Here is a 17,676-nt window from a genome sequence, read left to right as displayed (position 1 = left end):
CATATATAACCACCGAAAGATGGTGATCAATGATGGAACGACGTATATTTATCCGGCTTCGCCACCGTGTGCTGGCGCATCCGGGAGATATTATTACCGTTGGGGACGCTGCGCAAATTGAAGGGCAGGTTCAGCTGAAGAAGAAACTTTCGGCAATGCCGCTTTATCAGGTGACGGAAAAAGATAAAAATATCGTAATTCTGGATATCATACATGTGCTCAGAGCCATTCATTTACAAGAACCGGCCCTTGATGTTCAAACGGTAGGCGGGGCAGAAACCATTGTTGAAATTCAGTATCAGAAACGGCAAATATCGACGGTTCTGTTTATCGGTGTCTGGCTGCTTCTCTTTATCGGATCGTGTCTTGCCATCATGAACTTTCATGAGGATGTCAGCATGAGAGACGTTCATATCGCTTTATATGAAATCATAACCGGAGAGAGGAATGACTATCCATATTTGCTTCAAATCCCATACAGCATCGGTTTGGGACTGGGGATGATCGTGTTTTTTAACCACATATTTAAAAAGCGCCTAAATGAAGAGCCCAGCCCGCTGGAGGTTGAGATGTTCAACTATCAGCTAGATCTCGATCAATATGTCGCCATGCATGAGAATGAAGAAACAATAAAGGACCTGCATGATCGTTAGTGTATTGTTCATTATTTTTGTCGGGCTCGGCGGAGGCATCACGGTGGGGGCTGGCTTCGTTGCTTTTTTAACCGTAATGGGAATCATTCCGCGGCTGATGCAGCTCACCAAAACGATGAGATTTGTTCAGGCTTATGAAGCGGCTGTTATTCTGGGCGCGGTTTGCGGAGGATGGGAGACGCTTCATATGAACCATCTTTTTTTAACAAAATGGATTGCCGTGCCGGTCGGGCTGCTGGCAGGTTTGTTTGTCGGGATGCTTGCGGCTGCCCTGACAGAGGTTTTAAATGTCCTGCCGATATTAGCAAAACGAATCGGGCTCAGAAGTAAAATTATTATTCTGTTAATGGCCATCGTGATTGGAAAAATCGTGGGGTCTTTATTTCACTGGCTGTATTTTATTGATCACTCATAAGGAGGTTTACAAATGACCAACATAAAAGAAAACTACAAATCAAAAGTGAAAACATATCAGCCTAAGCCGCCTTACGTGTGGAACTGTGTAAAAGCTTTTCTGGTAGGCGGTCTGATCTGTGCGATCGGGCAAGGTCTGCAAAATTTTTATATCCATTTTTTTGATTTTAATGAAAAAACAGCGGGAAATCCGACAGCGGCAACACTGATATTAATTTCTGCCCTGCTTACCGGGTTCGGCATCTATGACAGAATCGGACAGTTTGCAGGCGCCGGTTCAGCCGTACCGGTCACAGGTTTTGCCAACAGTATGGCAAGTGCCGCTCTTGAATATAAAAGCGAAGGGTTAGTGCTCGGAGTAGCGACAAATATGTTTAAACTGGCGGGAAATGTCATTGTTTTCGGTGTTGTTGCCGCTTATATCGTCGGAATGATTCGGTTTGCTTTTGAGAAACTGATGTCATAGGAGGAGAAGATAATGAAATTAACAGGAAAGCAAACCTGGGTATTTGAAAATCCCTTATTTGTCAATTCAGCGGGAACGGCAGCGGGACCAAAGGAAAAAGAGGGCCCGCTCGGCTCTTTATATGATAAAACCTATGACGAAATGCACTGTAATCAAAAAAACTGGGAAATGGCTGAACGCCAGCTGATGGAAGATGCGATTACTTCAGCGCTTCAAAAAAGTAATCTGACAAAAGATGATATTGACCTATTGCTGGCAGGCGATTTGCTGAATCAAAACGTGACGGCCAATTATGTGGCAAGACACTTGAAGATTCCGTTTCTTTGTATGTTTGGCGCCTGTTCAACATCAATGGAAACAGTGGCTGTCGCATCGGCCTTAGTTGACGGCGGGTTTGCCAAGAGAGCCCTCGCTGCCACCAGCAGTCATAATGCAACGGCCGAAAGACAGTTTCGCTATCCAACGGAATACGGAGGCCAAAAACCGGATACTGCCACCTCTACTGTAACCGGGAGCGGAGCAGTGGTCATCAGCCAAACCCCGGGAGACATCCAAATCACAAGTGCGACTGTCGGAAAGGTTTCTGACTTAGGAATTACAGATCCTTTTGATATGGGATCAGCCATGGCTCCGGCTGCAGCTGATACGATTAAGCAGCACTTTATAGATCTCAACCGGACAGCGGATGACTATGATCTTATCCTGACAGGTGACCTGTCCGGTGTGGGATCTCCCATCGTAAAAGACATCTTAAAGGAAGATGGCTATCCGGTCGGCACAAAGCATGATGACTGCGGGCTTCTGATTTACACTCCGGATCAGCAGGTCTTTGCCGGAGGAAGCGGCTGCGCTTGTTCAGCGGTTGTTACTTACTCTCACATTTTTAAACAGCTGAGAGAAGGAAAGTTAAATCGTGTATTTGTCGTGGCGACCGGGGCGCTGTTAAGCCCGACGATGATCCAGCAAAAAGAAACCATTCCAACCATCGCCCACGGGGTTGTATTTGAGCGTGCAGGAGGTGCATCTTAACATGGACTACCTTTTGGCTTTTGTATGCGGAGGGGCCATTTGTATTGTAGGCCAGCTGCTTTTGGACATTTTTAAATTGACGCCGGCCCATGTTATGACATCATTTGTTGTGATCGGCGCGATCTTAGATGGCTTTGGCATTTATGATAAATTTATTGAGTTTGCCGGAGGAGGCGCCACCGTTCCGATCGTCAGCTTCGGCCACAGTCTTCTGCACGGTGCCATGCACCAGGCGCATATACATGGATTTATCGGAATCGGCATGGGGATTTTTGAGCTGACCTCTGCCGGTATTTCAGCAGCCATTCTCTTTGCCTTTATCGTAGCTGTTATTTTCAAACCGAAAGGATAATGCCGACATGACGACAAAACGAAAGGTCATACTGGTAACAGACGGGGATGTGTACGCCGCTAAAACAATTGAATATGCCGCAAACAAGGTGGGAGGTCGATGTATTTCACAATCAAAAGGCAATCCTTCCATCCGCAGCGGCGCGGAGCTTGTCAAGCTGATCACCTCAGCACAGTATGATCCCGTATTTGTCATGTTTGACGACTCTGGCCTGCAAGGAGAGGGTCCGGGAGAAACCGCTTTGACCTATGTCGCCACCCATCCGTCAATTGAAGTGCTCGGAGTGATTGCGGTTGCGTCAAAAACCCATCAGGCTGAATGGACCAGAGTTGACGTAAGCATTGACCGCAATGGAGAAATAACTGAATACGGAGTGGATAAAGTCGGAGAAAGGGAATTTGATGAGCACAGAATGAGCGGAGATACAGTCTATTGCCTTGATAAACTTGATCTCCCGCTTATTGTCGGCATCGGAGATATCGGCAAAATGGGCAGGAAAGACGATATCTCAAAAGGGTCGCCAATCACCATGAAAGCGGTCGAGTTTATTTTAGAAAGGAGCGGGTATCATGCCGGACCACAAGGAAGAGAAAATTCGGGTTTATCGGAATCCAGCTAAAAATGAAGCGTACTTCAAAAACCGTGTCGGCATGGGGACAAGCTATGATGTTGGTGTTCGCAAGCTCACCATTTTAGATAAAGAAATCCAGCTTTACTATCTGAATGGATTATGTGATACGGCCTATATCATTCATTTAATGAGAGAGCTTGTTGCCATTAACAATCGGAAAGAAGATCCCGAAGAGCTGATCGATATTGTCGAAAACAGGCTGCTTAATTCCCAGGTGGAAAAAGTAAAAACTTTGGATGAAACCACCGACCAAGTGCTGTCAGGGCTTGTCGCGGTCATTGTTGAAGGCGCAGGATTCGCATTTATTATTGATGTCAGAAGCTATCCGGGCAGGAATCCGGAAGAACCTGATACGGAAAAGGTGGTCAGGGGAGCCAGAGACGGATTTGTTGAAAATATCGTCGTCAATACGGCTCTTCTCAGAAGGCGGATCAGGGACGAACGTCTTCGCGTCAAGATGACAAAAGTCGGCGAGCGATCAAAAACGGATCTGAGCATTTGTTATATAGAAGATATTGCAGACCCTGATCTGGTTGATATCGTCGAAAAAGAAATTGCTGCCATTGATGTTGATGGATTAACAATGGCTGACAAAACAGTAGAAGAATTTATTATTAAACAAGGCTACAATCCATATCCGCTCGTTCGCTACACAGAAAGGCCGGATGTGGCGGCTAATCATGTACTTGAAGGTCATGTCATTATTATGGTTGATACATCGCCGAGTGTGATTATTACCCCGACGACTTTGTTCCACCATGTTCAGCATGCTGAGGAATACAGGCAGGCACCTGCAGTCGGTACTTTTTTAAGATGGGTAAGATTTTTTGGAATCATTGCTTCCACTATACTTCTCCCGATCTGGTTTCTATTTGTTCTTCAACCGGACCTGCTGCCCGAGAATATGAAATTTATCGGTTTAAATAAAGATACGCATATCCCGATCATTCTGCAGATTTTCTTAGCTGACTTAGGGATCGAGTTTCTCAGGATGGCTGCCATTCACACACCGACCGCTTTATCGACAGCAATGGGATTAATTGCGGCTGTACTGATCGGACAGATTGCCATTGAAGTCGGCCTGTTTTCGCCTGAGGTGATTTTGTACGTCTCGCTTGCAGCGATTGGAACCTTTACGACGCCTAGTTATGAATTAAGCTTGGCAAACAAAATGGGCCGTCTTGTCCTCATGATACTCGTCGCCTTATTTCATATAAAAGGGCTCGTTATCGGATTTACAGTGCTGATCATTGCCATGGCCAGCATCAAATCCCTCCAAACACCGTACCTATGGCCGCTGATTCCCTTTAACGGCAAAGCGCTGTGGCAGGTACTGATCCGCACAGCGAAACCTGGTGCAAAAGTAAGGCCTAGTATCGTTCACCCAAGAAATCGCTTAAGGCAGCCTACTAATTCATAATCGCATTGAAACTGACTGAAGAGTATGATAATGTATGTCTTAATTATGAAGGGACAGTCGATAAAAACTGTCCTTTTCACCCATAAGCGGAGAAAGAGGGAATGACATTGTTCTTACATGGCACAAGCAGACAAAATCAACATGGGCATTTAGAAATCGGAGGTGTGGACGCTCTCTATTTAGCGGAAAAATACGGCACACCTCTTTATGTATATGATGTGGCTTTAATACGTGAGCGTGCTAAAAGCTTTAAGCAGGCATTTATTACTGCAGGCCTGAAAGCACAGGTGGCATATGCGAGCAAAGCATTCTCATCAGTCGCGATGATTCAGCTTGCTGAGGAAGAGGGACTTTCTCTAGATGTCGTGTCAGGGGGAGAGCTTTATACAGCTGTTGCGGCAGGCTTTCCGGCAGAACGCATTCACTTTCATGGGAATAACAAGAGCAGGGAAGAACTTCGGATGGCACTTGAGCACCGCATCGGCTGCATTGTGGTAGATAATTTCTATGAAATTTCCCTTTTGGAAGACCTATGCAAAGAAACGGGACACTCTATCGATGTTCTTCTCCGGATTACGCCTGGGGTAGAAGCGCATACGCATGACTACATTACAACTGGTCAGGAAGATTCAAAGTTCGGTTTTGACCTTCATAACGGACAAACTGAACGGGCGATTGAGCAAGTATTGCAATCAGAGCATATTCAGCTGCTCGGTGTCCACTGCCATATTGGCTCGCAAATTTTTGATACGGCCGGATTTGTGTTAGCAGCGGAAAAAATCTTCAAAAAACTGGACGAGTGGAGAGAATCATATTCGTTTGTATCCAAGGTGTTGAACCTTGGGGGAGGTTTCGGAATCCGTTATACGGAAGACGATGAACCGCTTCACGCTACTGAATATGTTGAAAAAATTATCGAAGCTGTGAAAGAAAATGCTGCCTGTTACGGTTTTGATATTCCTGAAATTTGGATAGAACCGGGCCGTTCTCTCGTGGGAGACGCAGGCACAACCCTTTATACGGTTGGCTCTCAAAAAGAAGTGCCGGGTGTCCGCCAGTATGTGGCTGTAGACGGAGGCATGAACGACAATATTCGCCCAGCGCTCTATCAGGCTAAATATGAAGCTGCAACAGCCAACCGTATCGGAGAAGCGCATGACAAAACGGTATCGATTGCCGGTAAATGCTGTGAAAGCGGTGATATGCTGATTTGGGATATTGACCTGCCGGAAGTAAAAGAAGGCGATCTTCTTGCCGTTTTTTGTACAGGCGCTTACGGGTACAGCATGGCCAACAATTACAATCGAATTCCGAGACCTGCCGTTGTATTTGTGGAAAATGGCGAGGATCACTTAGTTGTGAAGCGAGAAACGTACGAGGATATTGTAAAACTTGATCTGCCATTTAAAACAAGTGTAAAGCAATAAAGAAAGCGCCGATTTCTCGGCGCTTTTTATTATTTGAATATAGAAACAATCGCGTTCCAGATAGATACGAAGAAATCAATGACTTTCTGGATGAAGTTTTTGCCCTCATCTGATTCTATGAATTTCGTAATCTTATCTTTTGCTTTATCAAGCTGGTCACTGACCTGTCCCCAGTCAATGTTAGCATTTTTCATCTTATTGAACAGGGAGACAAGCTGATCTTTTTGGCTGTCTGTAAGTGTGACGTTTAGATCAGAAGCTGCGTCGTCCACTTGTTTTTCAATGTCAGCCTTATTGTCAGGCACACCGTTTTTAGCGAATTCTTCTTTCATTTTTGCAATCAGTGCTGCCGCATTTTCGTTACCGATTTTGTCTCCAAGCTCTGATGTCGTGACAAGCTCTTGGTTGGCCACTTGCTTCACATCTTCCGAGATCGCTTCGTCAGACGAAACTTCATACGCCTTAATCAATCCGGTTAAAGCCGCAGTCCCAGATACTTCAAACGGTGCTGTAACATACACCTTCGCATCCTTAACACCGGCTGTCATCAGCGCATTCAGGTACATTTCATCTGTAATGCCGCTGATATTATGTGTCTCAACATTCAGTCCAGAGCCTTTTTTGGCAATGGTGATCGACGATGAAGAAATCGCCCTTGATCCGATTTGAGCGTTAGATATATATTTTCCTAAATATTCATGTTCTTCCTTATTAGTCACAGTTACCGTTGTGGCATTGTCAGGGACATTCATTTCATCAAGCACTTTTTGTTTATCAGATTCTGATAAATCAGCACCAAGTGTTACAATGACATCTCCAACTGCGGCATCCGCGAGACTGACTTTCGGAACCGTCAGCAGCAAAACGGCCGCTGCCAGCATTCCAATCCATATTTTTTTCAAAGCAGTTTGACCTCCTTCAATTTCACAAGCAGCTGGATAGAGCTGCTTTGCGAGGACCTGAATCATGATGTAAATACAGTTCCGTTAGGTTAGACGGAGATAAAGAGATCCAGGTTTCATTTTTATTTTTTACTAAAGCCGGGAGATTCGTTTTCCCCCAAAAGGTGTGGTATAATAGCGGCGACAAGGAGAGCAGGCTATAACCTATCATACATAATCTCCTTTGAAAATTAAAATAAAGAAAGTAGGCATACAATTGAAAACAGGTTACTTTTTATTAGAAGACGGCAACAAAATTGAATTTGAACTTTACCCTGAAGCTGCACCGGGTACTGTCGCAAACTTTGAAAAGCTTGCAAACGAAGGCTTTTATGACGGACTTACATTCCACCGAGTGATTCCAGGCTTCGTCAGCCAAGGTGGATGCCCGCACGGAACTGGCACAGGCGGTCCGGGATACACAATCAAATGTGAAACACAAGGAAACCCGCATACACATGAAGCGGGCGCACTTTCTATGGCACACGCAGGAAAAGACACAGGCGGCAGCCAATTTTTCATCGTACATGAGCCGCAGCCGCATTTGAACGGTGTTCACACTGTGTTCGGTAAAGTAACAAGCGGATTAGAATTCGCGAAAAACATGTCTAACGGCGACGTCATGAAAGAAGTTCGCGTAGAAGGCTAACAGGCAGGCAAAAGGCTTCCTCGTATCGGGGAAAGCCTTTTTTTATTGGGTTAAAATGTTCAATAAAAAACCGCCCGAGTGCTGGTAGCAGTTGACAAATCAGGAATTTAGTTAGCGGTTAAGGAAGGATGCGCCGTAAGTGGTTCCCCCGTGTAATGAAGTTATTAAAATGTTTTGGTAACGTTCTGATCAGTGAATTGATGATTAATCATTTTAGCCTTGCTTACAAAGCTATTTTCAAAGACAATTCCTGTGTTTAAACCTCCGGAACCAAACACAGATTTTGACACAGTTAATGGCCTGATTATAAAAGCGCCGCCTATGTTTACTACGCTGTTTCCGGAAACATTGTTTATATTGATAGGATAGTCAATCATACTATCGAGTCTCCTTTCAAATTTTGCTATTTTTTATATGTATTAGTGCTAGAGTCGACAAGCGTATACTTATTGGTAAAAATTTATCTTTTATATGATATCGTGCATAGGTGATATTCTCTTCAATCATTGCATCTTTTTTAGCCAGTCATGTGTATTCGCTCTAATTTAAATTTGAAATATATGCTTTTATCTGCGGTTCTCATATGTAAAATTAAGAAAACTTTAAAGTTGTGCGGTTCATCAAAAATGGAATTTTGTAGTAAAATAAATCAAAACAAACGTGATGTGACGAAAAGGAGCTTAGCGTTATGAACAACAAAGGCTGTATAAAATGCGGCGGCACTGAAGCGGGCCAAAAAGAAATAGCCACTACTGGCACGGGATTATCGAAGTTGTTTGACGTGCAGCATAACCGTTTTTTAGTGGTGTACTGCAAGAATTGCGGGTATTCAGAGTTTTATAATAAAGAGTCTTCAACTGCCGGCAATATATTGGATTTGTTTTTTGGAGGCTGATCCATGTTTTCGAGGTTTGATGATTTTAAACATATGATGAAAGCAAAACGGGATGCCGGTTATGTCACCTGTGAAATAGGCTGCCGCAAACATTTCAGTAACCTACATGACGTGAATCATTTCGTCAAGCACCATGGGTATCGTGGACTTGACGATCAATGGAACGCAGTAGATGAACAGACCGCCCGTAACCTCATGATTTATATACTATCTAAAGATTTAGCATACGAGAACTCTCTTTCTTCCGAGCCCATCGCTTTTGAATTATGCGATTATTTCTTTCAATGCTTTTCGGATGATCCTGCGTATTATACGAACGCTGATGTTGATGTGCAGTCCGGTAATGTTAGATTAAGCAACTGGAGTCCTATCACCCAAGCGACATTTGATGCAGGGCTGGTTGTGATCGACAAGAAAAAGATAGGCATGTTTTGGGTGGAAGATGAAGATTAACAGATTGTAAAATCACTTCAATGGTCCTGATGGGATTTCTTTTCGATTCGTGATAACATAAATGAAAGATCGCTGTTTATTGGAGGAAATCAGTTGAAATCAGAAAATGTTTCGAAGAAAAAATCAATACTAGAATGGGCAAAAGCAATTGTGATTGCTGTCATTCTCGCTTTGCTCATCCGCAATTTTATTTTTGCGCCGTATGTCGTTGACGGTGACTCTATGTATCCTACACTTCATAACCGTGAAAGGGTTTTTGTCAATATGACAGTCAAATACATCGGCGAGTTTGACAGAGGAGACATCGTCGTATTAAACGGAGATGATGTCCACTATGTCAAACGTATTATCGGCCTGCCTGGAGATACGGTTGAAATAAAGAACGACCAGCTTTATATCAACGGGAAAAAGGTGTCCGAGCCTTATTTGGCAGCTAATAAAAAGAGGGCGAAGCGGGATGGTTTTGACCATTTGACCGATGATTTCGGCCCGGTGAAAGTGCCTGATGACAAGTATTTTGTGATGGGCGATAACCGACGGGAGTCAATGGACAGCCGAAACGGGCTTGGCCTCTTCACGAAAAAACAAATTGCAGGTACTTCAAAGTTTGTTTTCTATCCATTTAACGAAATGCGCAAAACAAATTAGGATCAAGCAGCTTCCTGAACGGGAGGCTGCTTTTTTTAATTGTTTTTTACGATCATCCCCCAAAACCAGAACATAAATTCGTATATCTATAGAAAAGAAATTTTTGCAGAAATGTGAAACATATTCCCGTTATGCATCGTTATATTAATAATTTACGAGAAGTTACGGTTTTTTATTCATGAAAAAAAGGAATAACTCATATGAATGAATAGATTCATATTGGCTGGAGGTTTAAAAATGGGAAGAATAAAAACCAAGATTACCATTCTGTTAGTGCTTTTGCTTTTACTTGCAGGCGGTTATATGTACATAAATGATGTTGAACTGAAAGATGTTCCGACAGCAATTGGACAAACCTTGTCCTCGGAAGAAGAGGAATACACCATCGAGGAATATAAAGTGACTCAAATTGACGGCACTGAGTATCATGGAGAAGCAGAAAACGGCACAAAAATTATTTTCAACGGAAAAAAATTAAATCAAGATTTGTCTGATATAAAAGAAGGCGACAAGATCAAGGCATACTTCAGCAAATCAAAGCGGATCGATGGTTTAATCAAGGTTGCCAAAGTGAATGATTAACGAAACATCACCTTTCGGGTTGAAGGGTGATGTTTTGTTTTTCTCAAATTGTAAGTTTATTTCATTGCGTACTTTAAGAAGGATCGCTATAATAGCCAATAAGGACAAATGAATAAAGATTGTATCCTTCGGGGCAGGGTGGAAATCCCGACCGGCGGTAGTAAAGCGAATATGCTTTAGAGCCCGTGACCCGTGTGCATATGCGCGCGGTGGATTCAGTTTAAGCTGAAGCCGACAGTGAAAGTCTGGATGGGAGAAGGATGATGAGCCGCTATGCAAATGGTTCAAAAATGCATAGTGTTATTTCCTATTGCATAAAATACCCAAGCCCCGGATTTTTCATAAATTCGGGGCTTTTTTGACGGTAAATAACAAAAGAGGGGAGGGAAACAAATGGAAGAGTATTATATGAAGCTGGCATTAGATCTTGCGAAGCAGGGGGAAGGACAGACAGAATCCAATCCGCTTGTCGGCGCTGTAGTGGTAAAGGACGGACAGATTGTCGGAATGGGCGCTCATTTAAAATATGGCGAAGCTCATGCGGAAGTTCATGCCATCCATATGGCCGGAGCACATGCAAAGGGTGCTGATATTTACGTTACACTCGAACCGTGCAGCCATTACGGAAAAACACCGCCATGTGCAGAGCTGATTATCAACTCTGGAATCAAAAGAGTGTTCGTGGCGATGAGAGATCCTAACCCGCTTGTGGCTGGAAGAGGGATCGGCATGATTGAAGAAGCCGGCATTGAAGTAATAGAAGGCATCTTGGCAGACCAGGCGGAGAAGCTGAATGAAAAATTTCTGCACTTCATGAGGACAGGCCTCCCTTACGTCACACTAAAAGCTGCCGCAAGCCTTGACGGGAAAACTGCTACCAGCACGGGCGACAGCAAATGGATCACGTCAGAGACTGCCAGACAGGATGCCCAGCATTACAGGAAAAATCATCAAAGCATCCTAGTCGGAGTTGGCACGGTGAAAGCCGACGATCCAAGCTTAACCTGCAGGCTGCCAGATGTCGCAAAACAGCCGGTTCGGGTGATTCTTGACACCGAACTCTCGATTCCTGAGGACGCCCAAGTGATTTCCGATCAGGCAGCGCCAACATGGATTTTTACAACGGCACGCGCAGACGAGGAAAAGAAAAAACGGCTTACAGCTTTCGGAGTGAACATATTTACACTTGAAACTGAGCGCATTCAAGTTCTCGATGTTCTGAAAATCCTTGCGGAAGAAGGCATCATGTCGGTGTATGTGGAAGGCGGATCAGCTGTTCACGGAAGCTTTGTCAAAGAAGGCTGTTTTCAAGAAATCATCTTCTATTTTGCCCCTAAACTAATCGGAGGAACGCATGCTCCCAGCTTAATCTCCGGTGAAGGTTTTCAATCAATGAAAGATGTCCCCTTATTACAATTCACTGATATAACCCAAATCGGCCGTGATATCAAACTGACGGCAAAACCGATAAACGAGTAGGATGGTGACCATGTTTACAGGAATAATTGAAGAAACAGGCACAATCGAATCCATGAAAAAAGCAGGGCATTCAATGGCCTTGACAATCAAATGCACAAAGATTCTAGAGGATGTTCACCTGGGTGACAGCATTGCGGTTAACGGCATTTGCCTGACTGTTACTGATTTTACAAAGAATCAATTTACGGTAGATGTTATGCCTGAGACAGTCAAAGCGACGTCACTGAATGATTTATCAAAAGGAAGCAAAGTAAATCTGGAAAGAGCGATGGCGGCAAACGGCCGTTTCGGAGGCCATTTCGTCTCAGGACATGTCGACGGAACTGCTGAAATCACACGCATTGAAGAGAAAAGCAACGCAGTTTACTATGATGTAAAGATGGACCCTTCTTTAACAAAAACATTGGTCTTAAAGGGATCTATTACCGTAGACGGCGTAAGCCTAACCATATTCGGCCTGACAGAAGATACAGTGACGATTTCTTTAATACCGCATACGATCGGCGAAACGATTTTTTCAGAAAAAACGATTGGCTCTAAAGTGAATATCGAGTGCGATATGATCGGAAAATATATGTATCGATTTTTGCATAAAGCCAATGAAAATAAGACCCAACAAACCATTACAAAAGCCTTCTTAAGCGAAAACGGCTTTTAGAGAGGAAGATTTGCATGTTTCATCCGATAGAAGAAGCACTAGACGCTTTAAAAAAAGGCGAAGTCATCATCGTTGTAGATGATGAAGACAGAGAAAATGAAGGAGACTTTGTGGCTCTTGCCGAGCATGCAACTCCAGAAGTCATTAACTTTATGGCGACACACGGAAGAGGGCTGATTTGCACGCCGCTTAGCGAGGAGATCGCGGATAAGCTTGACCTTCACCCTATGGTTGAACATAATACAGATTCTCACCATACAGCGTTTACGGTAAGTATTGACCACCGTAAAACGAAAACGGGCATAAGCGCCCAAGAAAGATCTTTTACCGTTCAAGCATTGCTGGACAGCAAATCCGTGCCGTCTGATTTTCAGCGTCCGGGGCACATTTTTCCGCTGATTGCGAAAAAAGGAGGTGTCCTGAAAAGAGCGGGCCATACAGAAGCTGCTGTTGATCTTGCTGAAGCCTGCGGATCTCAAGGCGCCGGCGTCATTTGTGAAATTATGAATGAAGACGGAACGATGGCAAGAGTGCCTGAACTCATTGAAATTGCGAAAAAGCATCAATTAAAAATGATCACCATTAAGGATTTAATTCAATACCGTTACAATCTAACAACTCTTGTCGAGCGTGAAGTCGACATTACGCTGCCTACTGATTTTGGCACATTTAAGGTTTACGGATACACAAATGAGATAGATGGTAAAGAGCATGTCGCATTTGTGATGGGAGATGTGCCGTTCGGAGAAGAACCAGTATTGGTCCGAGTGCATTCAGAATGTCTCACAGGTGACGTGTTTGGATCTCATCGCTGTGACTGCGGCCCGCAGCTGCACGCTGCGCTGACACAAATTGCCGCAGAAGGCCGCGGAGTGCTTTTGTACCTGCGCCAAGAAGGCCGAGGAATCGGTTTAATCAATAAGTTAAAAGCTTATAAGCTTCAGGAACAAGGCTATGACACCGTAGAAGCCAATGAGGAGCTGGGATTCTTGCCTGACCTTCGAAACTATGGCATCGGTGCACAAATGTTACGCGACCTCGGTGTACGGAATATGAAGCTTTTGACAAATAATCCGCGCAAAATCGCCGGTCTTGAGGGCTATGGACTCAGCATTTCAGAAAGAGTGCCGCTTCAAATGGAGGCGAAGGAGCACAATAAAAAATATTTGCAAACCAAAATGAACAAGCTAGGTCATTTACTTCATTTCTAATCACAAATATCACAAAAAAGGATGGGAATCATATGAATATCATACAAGGAAATTTAGTTGGTACAGGTCTTAAAATCGGAATCGTAGTAGGAAGATTTAATGATTTTATTACGAGCAAGCTGCTAAGCGGTGCAGAAGATGCGCTGCTCAGACACGGCGTAGACACAAATGATATCGATGTGGCTTGGGTTCCAGGCGCGTTTGAAATTCCGTTTGCTGCGAAAAAAATGGCGGAAACAAAAAGATATGACGCCGTTATCACATTGGGCACTGTTATCAGAGGCGCGACGACACACTACGATTATGTCTGCAATGAAGCTGCAAAAGGCATCGCGCAAGCAGCAAACACTACTGGCGTGCCTGTCATCTTTGGAATTGTGACAACTGAAAACATCGAACAGGCTATCGAGCGTGCCGGCACAAAAGCGGGCAACAAAGGTGTAGATTGTGCTGTTTCTGCCATAGAAATGGCAAATTTAAACCGTTCATTTGAATAATTTGCTGAAAACAGTTTAAAAATATGGCGAAAATGATATAATGTGAGAAAACGGATCACCTATTGTATCCGTTAATAGCAGACTGGACATTTTGGATATAGAGGGGTTTTTATGTTAATTCGTTATAAAAAATCGTTTGAAAAGATTGCGATGGGACTTCTTTCGTTTATGCCAAATGAAAAAGACCTTAAGCAGCTTCAGCAGACAATTAAGGACTACGAAACGGATACAGACCGCCAGCTCTTTCTTTGGAAAGAGGACGAGGATATCGTCGGAGCAATCGGAGTCGAAAAAAAGGATTCTGAGGTTGAGATCCGGCATATCAGTGTGAATCCTTCTCATCGCCATCAAGGAATCGGAAAACAGATGATGGATGCTTTAAAGCATTTATTCAAAACGCAAGTACTGGTTCCGAATGAATTAACGCAGAGCTTTTTCGAACGTTGTCAAGGTCAGCAGGATCAAGACATTTCATACAATAATTAAGCAGAGGCTGGGATCAGCCTCTGCTTTTTTTTCTGCGTTCTATTTCTTTTTCACGTTCCAGGATGACGTCAGTCCGATCCCGTAAACGGTGCTTGTCGATAAGAAATGTGTCGGTGAGTGTGCTGGGCTGTCCCCATGTGTACTCTTTTTTAATGCATTCGACGCGGCATGCTTCCTCCAGCTTCTCATCTTTGATCGGCAGCATTATGCTTCGATAGGAAGAGCCCGTTACAATTTGTTCGTAAATCGACTGCATAAGCTTGAGCAAACGGCTATGATCAAGCCCTAAATCTTCGACCGCTTGTTTTTCTGCTTGAAGAATCCGGATGCTGTTCGCCATCAGCCTTTTTGCCCCGGCTGTATTTTGCCTTCTGTGATGATACAATGCAACCGCAAGCTGAATAAAGCCGACCCAATAGCGTTTTCGTTTCTTTGGCGGATCTTCCTTCCAATATTCTTCTAATATTTCATGGCATTCAAAATAATCCCGTGTTGCGTGAAATTCAACGAGATAATCAATATAAGCTTTCGGATACAAGGTGCTTCCTCCTTTAATCTGCCTTTAGTGTAACACAGGAAGGATAAAAGGAAAAAAGAACGCTCAGCCTCGGGTTTCTTTTGTTAGCACGACAATGAAAGGGAATCGCCGTTAAAGCTGTTTCCTCCCATCTCTCTTGTTATGAGCGAATGTCTTTGTTGTTTTGAATATTCTGTACAAATTGCTTCAAAACAGGAAATGAAATAGTATTGGACGAGAGCTTTTTGGTGGCTTATACTAAAGGGTAGCCAGTTTATCCGGCAATGAGAGTGATACTTGAAAATGGTGAGATGATGGAAGAATATCAAGTGAAAATTGATACGTTTGAGGGCCCATTGGACCTGCTGCTTCATTTAATCAATCGTCTTGAAATTGACATATATGATATACCTGTGGCGAAGATCACTGAACAATATTTATTATATGTACATACGATGCGTGTGCTTGAGCTCGATATTGCCAGCGAGTATTTGGTCATGGCTGCCACGCTGCTCAGCATTAAAAGCAGAATGCTGCTCCCGAAGCAAGAGGAGGAGCTTTTTGAAGATGAATTACTTGAAGAAGAAGATCCGCGGGAGGAACTGATTGAAAAGCTGATTGAGTATAGAAAATATAAAGATGCGGCGAAGGATTTAAAAGAACGGGAAGAAGAAAGACAAAAGTCGTTCACGAAACCGCCGAGTGATTTGAGCGAATATGCAAAAGAAGTAAAACAGTCTGAGCAAAAGCTCTCTGTCACTGTCTATGATATGATCGGGGCTTTTCAAAAAGTGCTGAAACGCAAAAAAATAACTAGACCGATGGAAACAACAATTACAAGACAGGAAATACCAATCGAAGACAGAATGAATGAAATCGTGCACAGTCTGAAATCAAGAAGAACAAGAATCAACTTTATGGATCTGTTTCCGTATGAGCAAAAAGACCATTTGGTTGTGACGTTTCTAGCCGTACTCGAGCTAATGAAAAATCAGCTGGTTCTCATTGAACAGGAGCACAATTTTTCAGATATTTACATTACGGGGAGTGAATCCATTCATGGGGCTTGATATCGTGAATTGGAAAGCTATAGTGGAGGCCCTTCTTTATGCGGCAGGCGATGAAGGGCTCACAAAAAAGCAGCTGTTAACAGTGCTTGAAATCGAAGAGCCTGAACTGAACACCATCATGGCGGATGTGACGGAAGAATACCGCGGGGATACGAGGGGCATCGAACTTATTGAATATGCAGATACGTACATGCTCTCTACTAAAAAAGACTTTGCGCCATACTTGAAAAAACTGATTGAGGTGCCGTCAAAGGGCCTTTCTCAAGCATCTTTAGAAGTGCTGGCCATTGTTTCCTATAAACAGCCGATTACGAGAGCAGAAATTGAAGAAATCAGAGGCGTGAAATCAGAGCGGATTTTACACAGCCTTGTCGCAAAGGCGCTATTATGTGAAGTCGGACGGGCTGACGGTCCGGGACGGGCTATTTTATACGGCACAACGCCGACTTTTTTAGAACAATTCGGTCTGAAAACGCTGGACGAGCTTCCGCCGCTGCCTGAAAATGCGGAAGAAGACGTTCTTCAAGAAGAAGCCGATTTGTTTTTTGAAAACTTTAACCAAACCTTCGAAGATATGAAATAGAAGTTTAATGAATCGCGCTTTTTCATCATCATAAGATATAAGGAAGAAGCTATCATGAAAGAAGCAAAATGTGAGAGACAAAGACATGAGGGGAAGATACCAAGCGAAATGGGACATTCGATTGTGCGAGCGCAGACTCAAAAAACAGGCGAATTCTTATCAATGGTTGTCAATACCGTTAACGATTACCTAAACCAAACGACGCTGGAATCCTTACAGGCTGAATTGCCTGTTGAGAAAGGATACTGCTGTGATGTACTGAGCACTCTGAGAAGAATGACAGTATTTTGTGAAGGCGGCGCAGAAGCGTGCCGCCGTCTCCTCATGCAGGAGCCTTTTCAGGAAGCCAGAGCGGAAAAAACACTTTACAATGTGTATCACCAATGTATTGAAGAGTTCTTTATGCCGAAAAAAGACACATGGTGTGAAAATAGCCGTGCGTCTTATACGGGGGTCAGCGCAATTGAGTTTTACCATGCTGTTCCTGCGTCGCTCGAGCAATTATTATTGCCGCTGAGCGCAGCCTTTCTGAAGATGAGGGAAGAGCTGGCTCATTACGAAGCGTCCGGATCAAACATGGCGTCAATCAGATAACCTTTACTCTCCCTTTTTCAG

General features: G+C 43.7%; 24 protein-coding genes, 1 pseudogene and 1 riboswitch. Of the genes and pseudogenes, 21 read left to right on the top strand and 4 right to left on the bottom strand.

Annotated elements, in window-relative coordinates:
- The first annotated feature begins 32 nt into the window (after positions 1-32).
- The 8 genes from spoVAA (at position 33) to lysA (ending at position 6,392) form a co-directional block, all read left to right on the top strand.
- Positions 33-653 carry a stage V sporulation protein SpoVAA gene (gene spoVAA / locus EFK13_RS11890; protein WP_129505310.1) on the top strand — a complete coding sequence of 207 codons (621 nt, stop codon included), beginning with the start codon at positions 33-35 and terminating at the stop codon, positions 651-653.
- Entirely contained in the window at positions 643-1,068 is a 426-nt protein-coding gene (gene spoVAB, locus EFK13_RS11885) for a stage V sporulation protein SpoVAB (protein ID WP_129505262.1), read from the top strand. The genes spoVAA and spoVAB overlap by 11 nt, the downstream gene beginning before the upstream one ends.
- Positions 1,069-1,080: 12 nt before the next feature.
- Positions 1,081-1,533, top strand: coding sequence for a stage V sporulation protein AC (gene spoVAC, locus EFK13_RS11880; RefSeq protein ID WP_003223947.1), 453 nt, complete (start codon positions 1,081-1,083; stop codon positions 1,531-1,533).
- Between the two features lie 12 nt (positions 1,534-1,545).
- Positions 1,546-2,562: a stage V sporulation protein AD gene (gene spoVAD, locus EFK13_RS11875; protein ID WP_129505263.1), complete on the top strand. Its 1,017-nt coding sequence runs from the start codon at positions 1,546-1,548 to the stop codon at positions 2,560-2,562.
- A 1-nt stretch (position 2,563) separates the two neighbouring features.
- Positions 2,564-2,914 carry a stage V sporulation protein AE gene (spoVAE, locus tag EFK13_RS11870; RefSeq protein ID WP_003230467.1) on the top strand — a complete coding sequence of 117 codons (351 nt, stop codon included), beginning with the start codon at positions 2,564-2,566 and terminating at the stop codon, positions 2,912-2,914.
- A gap of 7 nt (positions 2,915-2,921) precedes the next feature.
- On the top strand, positions 2,922-3,533 hold the full coding sequence (gene spoVAEA, locus EFK13_RS11865; protein WP_129505264.1) for a stage V sporulation protein SpoVABEA: 612 nt from the start codon (positions 2,922-2,924) through the stop codon (positions 3,531-3,533).
- Positions 3,484-4,965, top strand: coding sequence for a spore germination protein SpoVAF (gene spoVAF, locus EFK13_RS11860; RefSeq protein ID WP_129505265.1), 1,482 nt, complete (start codon positions 3,484-3,486; stop codon positions 4,963-4,965). The genes spoVAEA and spoVAF overlap by 50 nt, the downstream gene beginning before the upstream one ends.
- A 107-nt stretch (positions 4,966-5,072) precedes the next feature.
- The gene (lysA, locus tag EFK13_RS11855) at positions 5,073-6,392 is read left to right on the top strand and encodes a diaminopimelate decarboxylase (RefSeq protein ID WP_129505311.1); all 1,320 of its coding nucleotides are present in this window, start codon (positions 5,073-5,075) and stop codon (positions 6,390-6,392) included.
- Positions 6,393-6,421: 29 nt separating this feature from the next.
- Here the strand turns inward: lysA and EFK13_RS11850 are convergent, their stop codons facing one another.
- Positions 6,422-7,294 (bottom strand): DUF1002 domain-containing protein, encoded by an 873-nt coding sequence (locus EFK13_RS11850; RefSeq protein WP_129505266.1) that lies wholly within the window; start codon positions 7,292-7,294, stop codon positions 6,422-6,424.
- A gap of 256 nt (positions 7,295-7,550) precedes the next feature.
- On the opposite strand from EFK13_RS11850, the gene EFK13_RS11845 reads away from it, so the two are divergent.
- A complete protein-coding gene (locus EFK13_RS11845; RefSeq protein ID WP_129505312.1) occupies positions 7,551-7,982 on the top strand; it encodes a peptidylprolyl isomerase in 432 nt (143 codons plus the stop codon).
- A 164-nt stretch (positions 7,983-8,146) separates the two neighbouring features.
- Here EFK13_RS11845 and EFK13_RS11840 read toward each other — a convergent pair whose 3' ends face one another.
- Complete coding sequence (locus EFK13_RS11840; RefSeq protein ID WP_129505267.1) at positions 8,147-8,359, bottom strand: spore germination protein; 213 nt, start codon at positions 8,357-8,359, stop codon at positions 8,147-8,149.
- Positions 8,360-8,670: 311 nt separating this feature from the next.
- Between EFK13_RS11840 and EFK13_RS11835 the strand changes: the two genes are divergently transcribed.
- The gene (locus EFK13_RS11835) at positions 8,671-8,877 is read left to right on the top strand and encodes a zinc ribbon domain-containing protein (protein WP_129505268.1); all 207 of its coding nucleotides are present in this window, start codon (positions 8,671-8,673) and stop codon (positions 8,875-8,877) included.
- On the opposite strand, the pseudogene EFK13_RS11830 reads toward EFK13_RS11835, so the two are convergent.
- Positions 8,820-9,057, bottom strand: a pseudogene (locus EFK13_RS11830) (hypothetical protein). The gene EFK13_RS11835 and the pseudogene EFK13_RS11830 overlap by 58 nt on opposite strands.
- Between EFK13_RS11830 and EFK13_RS11825 the strand changes: the two are divergent.
- The 8 genes from EFK13_RS11825 (at position 8,989) to ribT (ending at position 14,891) form a co-directional block, all read left to right on the top strand.
- Positions 8,989-9,330, top strand: a complete 342-nt coding sequence (locus tag EFK13_RS11825) for a hypothetical protein (protein WP_240034897.1) — start codon at positions 8,989-8,991, stop codon at positions 9,328-9,330. The pseudogene EFK13_RS11830 and the gene EFK13_RS11825 sit on opposite strands and share 69 nt — an antisense overlap.
- Positions 9,331-9,423: 93 nt before the next feature.
- Complete coding sequence (gene sipS / locus EFK13_RS11820) at positions 9,424-9,978, top strand: signal peptidase I sipS (RefSeq protein ID WP_129505269.1); 555 nt, start codon at positions 9,424-9,426, stop codon at positions 9,976-9,978.
- A 237-nt stretch (positions 9,979-10,215) separates the two neighbouring features.
- Positions 10,216-10,560 (top strand): hypothetical protein, encoded by a 345-nt coding sequence (locus EFK13_RS11815; RefSeq protein ID WP_129505270.1) that lies wholly within the window; start codon positions 10,216-10,218, stop codon positions 10,558-10,560.
- A gap of 120 nt (positions 10,561-10,680) precedes the next feature.
- Positions 10,681-10,825, top strand: a riboswitch (FMN riboswitch).
- Between the two features lie 128 nt (positions 10,826-10,953).
- Complete coding sequence (gene ribD, locus EFK13_RS11810) at positions 10,954-12,039, top strand: bifunctional diaminohydroxyphosphoribosylaminopyrimidine deaminase/5-amino-6-(5-phosphoribosylamino)uracil reductase RibD (protein WP_129505271.1); 1,086 nt, start codon at positions 10,954-10,956, stop codon at positions 12,037-12,039.
- 10 nt (positions 12,040-12,049) lie between these two features.
- Positions 12,050-12,697: a riboflavin synthase subunit alpha gene (gene ribE, locus EFK13_RS11805; RefSeq protein ID WP_129505272.1), complete on the top strand. Its 648-nt coding sequence runs from the start codon at positions 12,050-12,052 to the stop codon at positions 12,695-12,697.
- A gap of 14 nt (positions 12,698-12,711) precedes the next feature.
- A complete protein-coding gene (locus tag EFK13_RS11800; RefSeq protein WP_129505273.1) occupies positions 12,712-13,908 on the top strand; it encodes a bifunctional 3,4-dihydroxy-2-butanone-4-phosphate synthase/GTP cyclohydrolase II in 1,197 nt (398 codons plus the stop codon).
- A 32-nt stretch (positions 13,909-13,940) separates the two neighbouring features.
- The gene (ribH, locus tag EFK13_RS11795; RefSeq protein WP_129505274.1) at positions 13,941-14,405 is read left to right on the top strand and encodes a 6,7-dimethyl-8-ribityllumazine synthase; all 465 of its coding nucleotides are present in this window, start codon (positions 13,941-13,943) and stop codon (positions 14,403-14,405) included.
- 111 nt (positions 14,406-14,516) lie between these two features.
- Positions 14,517-14,891, top strand: coding sequence for a GNAT family N-acetyltransferase RibT (gene ribT, locus EFK13_RS11790; protein ID WP_003223910.1), 375 nt, complete (start codon positions 14,517-14,519; stop codon positions 14,889-14,891).
- A gap of 13 nt (positions 14,892-14,904) precedes the next feature.
- Here ribT and EFK13_RS11785 read toward each other — a convergent pair whose 3' ends face one another.
- Entirely contained in the window at positions 14,905-15,429 is a 525-nt protein-coding gene (locus EFK13_RS11785) for a DUF309 domain-containing protein (RefSeq protein ID WP_129505275.1), read from the bottom strand.
- Positions 15,430-15,722: 293 nt separating this feature from the next.
- Here EFK13_RS11785 and EFK13_RS11780 point away from each other — a divergent pair, with 293 nt between their 5' ends.
- From EFK13_RS11780 to EFK13_RS11770, 3 genes are read left to right on the top strand one after another with little or no spacing between them, the layout of a single operon-like run.
- Positions 15,723-16,478, top strand: coding sequence for a segregation/condensation protein A (locus EFK13_RS11780; protein WP_129505314.1), 756 nt, complete (start codon positions 15,723-15,725; stop codon positions 16,476-16,478).
- Positions 16,468-17,061 (top strand): SMC-Scp complex subunit ScpB, encoded by a 594-nt coding sequence (scpB, locus tag EFK13_RS11775; RefSeq protein ID WP_129505276.1) that lies wholly within the window; start codon positions 16,468-16,470, stop codon positions 17,059-17,061. Before EFK13_RS11780 ends, scpB begins: the two co-directional genes overlap by 11 nt.
- 54 nt (positions 17,062-17,115) lie before the next feature.
- Positions 17,116-17,655: a YpuI family protein gene (locus EFK13_RS11770; protein ID WP_064815097.1), complete on the top strand. Its 540-nt coding sequence runs from the start codon at positions 17,116-17,118 to the stop codon at positions 17,653-17,655.
- The last annotated feature ends 21 nt before the right edge of the window (positions 17,656-17,676 follow it).

This window comes from Bacillus cabrialesii, from assembly GCF_004124315.2.
Lineage (GTDB): Bacteria > Bacillota > Bacilli > Bacillales > Bacillaceae > Bacillus > Bacillus cabrialesii.
This window is presented reverse-complemented; position numbering and strand designations above follow the sequence as displayed.

Coding starts and splice junctions, on each gene's coding strand:
- ribT (WP_003223910.1), top strand. CDS start 14,517: ATGTTAATTCGTTATAAAAAATCGTTTGAAAAGATTGCGATGGGACTT.
- EFK13_RS11835 (WP_129505268.1), top strand. CDS start 8,671: ATGAACAACAAAGGCTGTATAAAATGCGGCGGCACTGAAGCGGGCCAA.
- EFK13_RS11780 (WP_129505314.1), top strand. CDS start 15,723: ATGGAAGAATATCAAGTGAAAATTGATACGTTTGAGGGCCCATTGGAC.
- EFK13_RS11815 (WP_129505270.1), top strand. CDS start 10,216: ATGGGAAGAATAAAAACCAAGATTACCATTCTGTTAGTGCTTTTGCTT.
- spoVAA (WP_129505310.1), top strand. CDS start 33: ATGGAACGACGTATATTTATCCGGCTTCGCCACCGTGTGCTGGCGCAT.
- scpB (WP_129505276.1), top strand. CDS start 16,468: ATGGGGCTTGATATCGTGAATTGGAAAGCTATAGTGGAGGCCCTTCTT.
- EFK13_RS11800 (WP_129505273.1), top strand. CDS start 12,712: ATGTTTCATCCGATAGAAGAAGCACTAGACGCTTTAAAAAAAGGCGAA.
- ribH (WP_129505274.1), top strand. CDS start 13,941: ATGAATATCATACAAGGAAATTTAGTTGGTACAGGTCTTAAAATCGGA.
- spoVAEA (WP_129505264.1), top strand. CDS start 2,922: ATGACGACAAAACGAAAGGTCATACTGGTAACAGACGGGGATGTGTAC.
- ribE (WP_129505272.1), top strand. CDS start 12,050: ATGTTTACAGGAATAATTGAAGAAACAGGCACAATCGAATCCATGAAA.
- spoVAD (WP_129505263.1), top strand. CDS start 1,546: ATGAAATTAACAGGAAAGCAAACCTGGGTATTTGAAAATCCCTTATTT.
- EFK13_RS11840 (WP_129505267.1), bottom strand. CDS start 8,359: ATGATTGACTATCCTATCAATATAAACAATGTTTCCGGAAACAGCGTA.
- EFK13_RS11770 (WP_064815097.1), top strand. CDS start 17,116: ATGAAAGAAGCAAAATGTGAGAGACAAAGACATGAGGGGAAGATACCA.
- ribD (WP_129505271.1), top strand. CDS start 10,954: ATGGAAGAGTATTATATGAAGCTGGCATTAGATCTTGCGAAGCAGGGG.
- spoVAB (WP_129505262.1), top strand. CDS start 643: ATGATCGTTAGTGTATTGTTCATTATTTTTGTCGGGCTCGGCGGAGGC.
- spoVAC (WP_003223947.1), top strand. CDS start 1,081: ATGACCAACATAAAAGAAAACTACAAATCAAAAGTGAAAACATATCAG.
- spoVAF (WP_129505265.1), top strand. CDS start 3,484: ATGCCGGACCACAAGGAAGAGAAAATTCGGGTTTATCGGAATCCAGCT.
- spoVAE (WP_003230467.1), top strand. CDS start 2,564: ATGGACTACCTTTTGGCTTTTGTATGCGGAGGGGCCATTTGTATTGTA.